At 62.9% G+C, this 6,123-nt stretch carries 10 protein-coding genes, 1 pseudogene and 1 riboswitch; of the genes and pseudogenes, 9 read left to right on the forward strand and 2 right to left on the reverse strand.

Features of this window, described 5'->3' with window-relative positions; genetic code table 11:
* From EN925_RS18925 to EN925_RS18950, 6 genes and pseudogenes are all read left to right on the forward strand, one after another.
* Nucleotides 1-207 (forward strand): annotated as a pseudogene (locus tag EN925_RS18925) (hypothetical protein); the annotation flags it as partial.
* Nucleotides 204-419, forward strand: a complete 216-nt coding sequence (locus EN925_RS18930; RefSeq protein WP_063168557.1) for a hypothetical protein — start codon at nucleotides 204-206, stop codon at nucleotides 417-419. The pseudogene EN925_RS18925 and the gene EN925_RS18930, both read left to right, overlap by 4 nt.
* A 1-nt stretch (nucleotide 420) precedes the next feature.
* A complete protein-coding gene (locus EN925_RS18935) occupies nucleotides 421-654 on the forward strand; it encodes a phage-related exported protein (RefSeq protein WP_013530787.1) in 234 nt (77 codons plus the stop codon).
* The gene (locus EN925_RS18940; RefSeq protein WP_013530788.1) at nucleotides 639-824 is read left to right on the forward strand and encodes a hypothetical protein; all 186 of its coding nucleotides are present in this window, start codon (nucleotides 639-641) and stop codon (nucleotides 822-824) included. The genes EN925_RS18935 and EN925_RS18940 overlap by 16 nt, the downstream gene beginning before the upstream one ends.
* Nucleotides 824-1,147 carry a hypothetical protein gene (locus tag EN925_RS18945; protein ID WP_013530789.1) on the forward strand — a complete coding sequence of 108 codons (324 nt, stop codon included), beginning with the start codon at nucleotides 824-826 and terminating at the stop codon, nucleotides 1,145-1,147. The genes EN925_RS18940 and EN925_RS18945 overlap by 1 nt, the downstream gene beginning before the upstream one ends.
* A 362-nt stretch (nucleotides 1,148-1,509) precedes the next feature.
* Nucleotides 1,510-1,824 carry a hypothetical protein gene (locus EN925_RS18950; RefSeq protein WP_127384743.1) on the forward strand — a complete coding sequence of 105 codons (315 nt, stop codon included), beginning with the start codon at nucleotides 1,510-1,512 and terminating at the stop codon, nucleotides 1,822-1,824.
* Between the two features lie 85 nt (nucleotides 1,825-1,909).
* Here EN925_RS18950 and EN925_RS18955 read toward each other — a convergent pair whose 3' ends face one another.
* On the reverse strand, nucleotides 1,910-2,617 hold the full coding sequence (locus tag EN925_RS18955; RefSeq protein ID WP_127369710.1) for a hypothetical protein: 708 nt from the start codon (nucleotides 2,615-2,617) through the stop codon (nucleotides 1,910-1,912).
* 299 nt (nucleotides 2,618-2,916) lie between these two features.
* Here EN925_RS18955 and EN925_RS18960 point away from each other — a divergent pair, with 299 nt between their 5' ends.
* Together EN925_RS18960 and msrA are read left to right on the forward strand one after the other, a co-directional pair.
* A complete protein-coding gene (locus EN925_RS18960; protein WP_127369709.1) occupies nucleotides 2,917-4,464 on the forward strand; it encodes a glycosyltransferase family 39 protein in 1,548 nt (515 codons plus the stop codon).
* Nucleotides 4,465-4,546: 82 nt separating this feature from the next.
* On the forward strand, nucleotides 4,547-5,065 hold the full coding sequence (msrA, locus tag EN925_RS18965) for a peptide-methionine (S)-S-oxide reductase MsrA (protein WP_064993901.1): 519 nt from the start codon (nucleotides 4,547-4,549) through the stop codon (nucleotides 5,063-5,065).
* 69 nt (nucleotides 5,066-5,134) lie between these two features.
* Here the strand turns inward: msrA and EN925_RS18970 are convergent, their stop codons facing one another.
* Nucleotides 5,135-5,452 carry a hypothetical protein gene (locus tag EN925_RS18970; RefSeq protein WP_013530794.1) on the reverse strand — a complete coding sequence of 106 codons (318 nt, stop codon included), beginning with the start codon at nucleotides 5,450-5,452 and terminating at the stop codon, nucleotides 5,135-5,137.
* Nucleotides 5,453-5,635: 183 nt separating this feature from the next.
* Nucleotides 5,636-5,749: riboswitch (TPP riboswitch) on the forward strand.
* Here EN925_RS18970 and EN925_RS18975 point away from each other — a divergent pair.
* Nucleotides 5,740-6,123, forward strand: a 384-nt coding sequence (locus EN925_RS18975) for a Ykof family thiamine-binding protein (RefSeq protein WP_245487241.1), incomplete at its 3' end; no start/stop codon positions are given. Its footprint overlaps the riboswitch before it by 10 nt.

The raw sequence follows: 6,123 nt of genomic DNA on the forward strand, positions 1-6,123 counted from the left end.
ACCCTGGGCGGCGCCGCCGCACCGGTGACCGCGGCGGCGCCGCCCAGGGTCGAAACATCGGCCAATGGGGCGCCGTCGGTTCGTCTCGAGCAGCCGACGCCCGGCGGCAAGACGGCTGCCGTGGCCGGCATCCTCGTTCTCATGGCCGGAGCGCTCGCGGCCGTCCGGCATCAGATCGCCGATTTTTTCGGGAGCCTGTTTCGATGACATGGTTCAACACCAATGCGCTGCACAATCTCCTCAACACGCTGATCGCCATCATCTGCGGCGGCGCGCTCGCCGGCTTTGACTGGACGCTGCTCGGCGTGAGCGACCGCACTGCCCTTCAGATCAGCGGCGCCATTGCCCTTGCCAAGATCATCATCAACGCGGTGCGTGACGGGCCGCGCGGCATGGTCGCGCCGGCCAAGGAGACATGAGATGGGAACACTCGCTTTCGCGCTGCTTGGCCAGGCCTGGCCGTATCTTCTGGCAATGGGCGCCGCGCTCGCCGGTGTCTGGACGGCCTACGCCAAGGGCAAGGCCAACCAGAAGGCCAGGCAGGATGCCGCCGACGCCGCGGCGCGCACCGAAGCCCAGGAGATCGACGATGCCGTCGCCGGCCGGGCGCCGGACGACAACAGAGGGAGGCTGGCCAGATGGTCAAAATCATAGCGCTCTCGCTCCTGCTGGCCGGCTGCACCACATCAGGTGGATCGTTCTGCGCGGCCGGGCATCCCATCCGGCCGACAAGGGCAGAGGCGGCGGCCCTTTCCGACGCGTCGGTGGCGGCGATCCTGGCTCACAACGAAAAGGGCCAGAAACTTTGCGGCTGGAGGCCATGATGAACGATCTTTTCGACCTGCTCGGCATCAAGGGACCGGTCGTGGCGGCGGGTCTCGCCGGCGGCGTTCTGCGCGCGCTGTCGCGGCATCGCTACAAGCTGCGCGAAATGGTGGCCTCGCCGATCTGCGGTGCGCTTGCGGCAGCTTATCTGACGCTGCCGGCGGTTTCCTACGCCAGGATCGCCGGCCTGCCGATGCCCGATCCCGCCGACGACACCACCACGCTGGCGGCCGCCTTCCTGATCGGCGTCTGTGCGATGTGGATTTCGGACGTGCTGTTCGAGTTTGTGGTGCGGAGATTCAAACCGGGGGTGGAGGAGTAGCTGTTGGCACCGCGTCGTCTGTTGGCTGCTGCCTGACGGAATTACCGAGACAGGTGGACCTGGCGCGGCGTGGCTCTCATTTCCAGGACCGACCGCTGCCCGCTTCGGCTCACGCCGGGGCGGGCTTTTTGCATTTCCGATCGGCCATTGCTGAGCGGCATTCGAGTTGACCGGTCTCGTCATCGTCCGTTGTGATAAGCAAGTTAATCATGTCGGTTATGCATAATGATTATTGTTAATTTTTGATTGAAGCACCGAAACTGGATAAAGACTTGAGCGGATGAAGTGTTCATATATTGTTAAGCAAGAGGTAGACCACAGAAGACGGAAGCCATCTCCATCATCAAACGGGAGTAGCTTTCATGAACAAGTTCACTGTTATTTTCGCCGCTGTTGCAGTTGCATCGTCCGTTGGAGCCGCCGAGGCAGGTTGTGGGTGCGGAGGTTCGGGCGGCTGGGGAGGCAATTCGAGCCGCCTGATCAATGTTTCGCCGTCCATCGACCTTGGCAAGATCACCGCGCTGAACGACGTGCTCAGCGGCAACAACATCCTGAGCGGCAATGTCGTCTCAGGCATTCTAAACGGCAACAAGACCGGCATCGTCGGTGGCGTTCTGAGCGGGCTCGGCGTGAACCTGCTGGGCGGCAACAGCTATAGGCTGGGCAAGCGCCACTAGTCCGGCGCTGCATTTCAACTGTCGAAGGCAACCCAAAATAGCCCGTTCCGGTGCGCCGGGCGGGCTATTTCGCGTGTCGGGCCGATCAAGCGAGGATGTTGACCGCGCGTGCCGCGACCAGCGCGATGGTCAGCAGCGAGATCATGGCCTCGGCCATCATCAGCAGCTTGGCGCGCTGGGAAAGGGGCAAGGTATCGGTGGGCGAAAACGCTGTCGCATTGGTGAAGGCGAGGAAGAAATAATCGACGAAACCGGGCAGCCAATCTCGGAGGTCACGGTCGTTCAACGTCATCTGCGCGAACAGGAAATCGGCCTGCGCAAGCTTGACGAGGCCGCAGGTCGGCGGGCCGCCGCGGTCGGTGCTCCAGAACCACAAGGCAAAGACGATGACGTTGGTGACCCAGATGTTGAGTGCGTCGATCAGCAGCGTCGTGCCGCTGTTGCCGCCATGGCCCTCCAGCAAGGCACGCACCAGCAGGACCAGCGAACCGCAGTTCATGATGCTGATGATGGCGGTCATGGTCAGGGCTGTTCTGCGGATCATGACCCGAAACTGGCCGATCGCATGCCACTCGTGGTCCTCGACCGCCTTGCGGGTGGCGGCCTGTGTCCAGGCGGTGGCCACCGACAAGGGCAGCAGCAGAGCGGCCTCCAGTGCGGGCGCTAGCCAGCGCGGCCCGAATGAGAGATTGTTGATGACCAGAAGCTGCAGGCAGATGATCACGAGAACGGCCGCACGGGCCATCCAGAAATCGAGCGCACGGTAGTGGATGATGGCATGGTGGTGGCGCATTTATCAAATCCTGGATGCTTTTTTGGGGACGGGAACCGGTCAGGCGTAGGCGACGCCTGCCGCGATCACGCCCGATGCGCCGTGCCCGGCATGTTCAGGGCGCTCCGGGACGGCGTGTTCCATTGTTGTCCTGCTGGCATGTGATGATGAGAGAGGCGGCATGGTGGCGCGAAACTCTGCCTCAATCTTGGTTTTGCCATGGTCACCCAAGTATACATTTTCGTAAGCTTCGAGTTCTGGGCTGTTCCAAAAACCGTCCGGTGTGATTTATCCACCGCATGACGCGAATCGACGAACCCATGAACGGTTGGCTGCCGGTCGGCAGTTCTGTTCCAGGCGACTGGCGGCAGTCGTCGATCTGGCAGGGGCTGACGCGCTATCCAGAAGCCGGCCTAGCGCTTTTATGCCTGACACAGATCCTGTGCTGGACCGTGGCGCCCGCGCTTGTCGACGTGTCACCGCCCAACGATGTCGTCGAAGGCTTCATGTGGGGCCGCGAATGGGTGCTGTTGACCTACAAGCATCCACAGCTTCCCGGCTGGCTGCTCGAGATCAGCCATCTTCTGACCGGATCGTTCCGCTGGCCGCAATATCTCGTGGCTCAGCTAACGATCTCGGCCACTTTCGTGCTAGTCTATCTGCTGGCCCGCGACATGCTCGGGCGAACCCGCGCGCTGGCCGCCGTGCTTCTGATGCCGTCGCTCTATTTCTTCGGCTGGCCGACCCCACAGTTCAATCATGACTACGCGCAGATGCCCTTCTGGGCCGCTATCTGCTGGCTGTTGTGGCGTGCGGGCCGTGGTGGTGGGCCGGGCTGGTGGCTGGCGCTCGGGCTGGTGTCGAGCGTCGGGCTCTATGCCAAGCTTTCCACCGGCCTATTATTGCTTTTCGGGGCGATCTGGCTGCTGTCGGACACACGCGCACGCAGTCGGCTCGCCACGCCCTGGCCATGGCTCGGGCTCGCGGTTTTCGGCGCTGTCGCCGCTCCACTGGCCGCCGAACTCTGCCGCGTCGATTTCCTGCCGCTGACCTATGCCGCCTGGCGCGATCAGTGGGTGGTGGCCCATCGCTCCCGCTTTTATTATATCGGCGTCCAGATGGCCGGGCTCGGCGGCTTTCTTCTGGTGCTGGCGATATCAGGGCTGCTGCGGCGCTCGCCCGCGCCGCAAAAGCCCGTCGGGCGCGGCACGCTGGTCTATCTCTTGTGGATGGGGGTTGGCCCGGCGATCCTCGTCATGGTGGCGTCCCTGTTCACCGGCGCCGGCGAGGCCTGGGGCGCGCCGATGTACAATCTTGCTGGCGTTGTGGCGCTCGCCTTGCTGGGCCATCGCCTCGGCGCCATCGAGATGCGAAAGCTGGCGATCTGCGCGCTCATCTCCATTGTCGGCATATCCGGTGCCTATGCGGGCATCCGCTGGACGAAATGCAATCTGCGTGGGCGCATGGACGCCGTCTGCTGGCCGGCGCAAAAGATCTCGGATGAGGCAGAGGCTGTCTGGCACGCTGCGACGCCCGATCGGCTCGACATCGTCGGCGGCCATGCCCTTATTGCGCCGCTGGCGGGCCTCAATGCCTATGACAAGCCGTCGATCTTCACCGAACTGAACATGCAGTACGCCCCCTGGATCACCAAGGAGCGGCTGCGCGAGCATGGCATATTGCTGGTCTGGCCCGGGCGCGATGTGCCATCTTATCTGCAGGCGTGGGTGGGCGACATCCCGGTCAAAACCGTTCTTTTCGACTGGTCGCTCAAGGCGCCGCCGGTGGCGATCAGCTTCGCCGCCATTCCGCCTGGCGCGCGGCAGTTGCCGGGTGCTATCGACGGCCTCGCCCGACCGAGCAACTGAAGCAGATCCGCCGGTCCGCTGGACGAAGCAGGTGACAATGCCCATCTATGTCCAGACAAACTTGCCTTTGAGGAGACGTGATATGGCGACTTCGACCGAACGCGCAGTCCTTGCCGGTGGCTGCTTCTGGGGTATGCAGGATTTGATACGGCGCTATCCCGGCGTCATTTCCACCCGTGTTGGCTACAGCGGCGGCGACGTGCCCAACGCCACCTACCGCGACCACGGCAGCCATGCCGAAGCCATCGAGATCAATTTCGATCCGGCCATCATAAGCTATCGCACGCTGCTGGAACGCTTCTTCCAGATCCACGATCCGACGACCCGCAACCGTCAGGGCAACGATGTCGGGATGAGCTATCGCTCGGCTATCTACTACACCAGCGACGAACAGAAGCGCATCGCCGAGGACACGATCGCCGATGTCGATGCCTCGGGCCTGTGGCCGGGCAAGGTCGTCACCGAAGTCGCACCCGTTGGCCCCTTCTGGGAAGCCGAGCCCGAGCATCAGGACTATCTGGAGAAATATCCCAACGGATACACCTGCCACTTCGTCAGGCCGGGGTGGAAGCTGCCGGTTCGGGAAAAAGCGGTGCCGTAGATACACTGATACGACAGGATTTGAGAAGCCGCGGAGCGCTCGCTCCGCGGCTTCTTTTCATTGCAATTCCTACTTGCCGCAATGGTTGTCGTTAACTGTCGGCGCGGTGGTGCCCGGCGACGTACCACTGGCATCGGGCTGTGCGCCCTGCGGATGGGCAGGGCAATTTTCATCCGCGTTTGAATTCGTGGCGCCCGGTGCTACCGTCGTACTGTTGGTCGTGCCGGGGTCTACCGTGTTCGGCGAAGCCGGCGTATTTGGGTCGACGGTGACCGACTTGCCGCTGCCGCCGGATCCGTCGGTGCCGCTTGTGCCATTGCTCTGCGCCATGGCCGATGTCGCCAGGCCAATGGTGAGCGCCGAAGCTGCGAGGATTTTCATGAACATGGTTTGTCTCCATTGTCTGTGAACTCGTCGCGTAGCGACTGGTGGGACAACCTCGCGGCCTGGTGAAGGTTCCCGATAAATTCTCGCGCCGGCAGAGCCAACCGCTCCCGCCCTGGCGCAATGCTTTTGGCGCAGTGCGATAAAAAAACGGCTTTTCCTTCAACTCGAATGATGCTTTAAGGCGCACATCCACAGGGGTGCTCCGTACGGTCGGGGCTGAGACGGGGGCGGCAAGCCCACAGACCCTAGAAGCTGATCTGGGTAATACCAGCGGAGCGAGGCGGGCGATGTTTTCAGGCGCACAGATTTCCCTATATCCCATGACCGACGATTTCGTCGGTGTCATCCTTGGCGCGCTCGGTGCGCTCGATCCCTGGCGCGACAAACTCAGGATCGAGACCGACGACATCTCGACCTTGCTGGTCGGGCCGCCCGAAGTGCTGTTTCCTGCCATGCGCGACCTCTTCGTGGCGGCGGCACGCAGCGGCAAACATTGCGTGTTGTCGGCCACCATCTCGCGCGGCTGCCCGGGCGAGCCGGATGATCCGATCTGCCGCTCCGATGCGTTTGGCAGGCCCGTCGGGCCACTCGGCCCGCGTAAAGATGCGGCCGTCGCGGCGGTGCGCAATGCTGCTGCCACCGGCCAGCCGGCGGCGGCGCAGTTCTCGCTC

Source organism: Mesorhizobium sp. M7A.F.Ca.US.006.04.2.1 (assembly GCF_004022915.1).
Classification (GTDB): Bacteria; Pseudomonadota; Alphaproteobacteria; order Rhizobiales; family Rhizobiaceae; genus Mesorhizobium; species Mesorhizobium ciceri.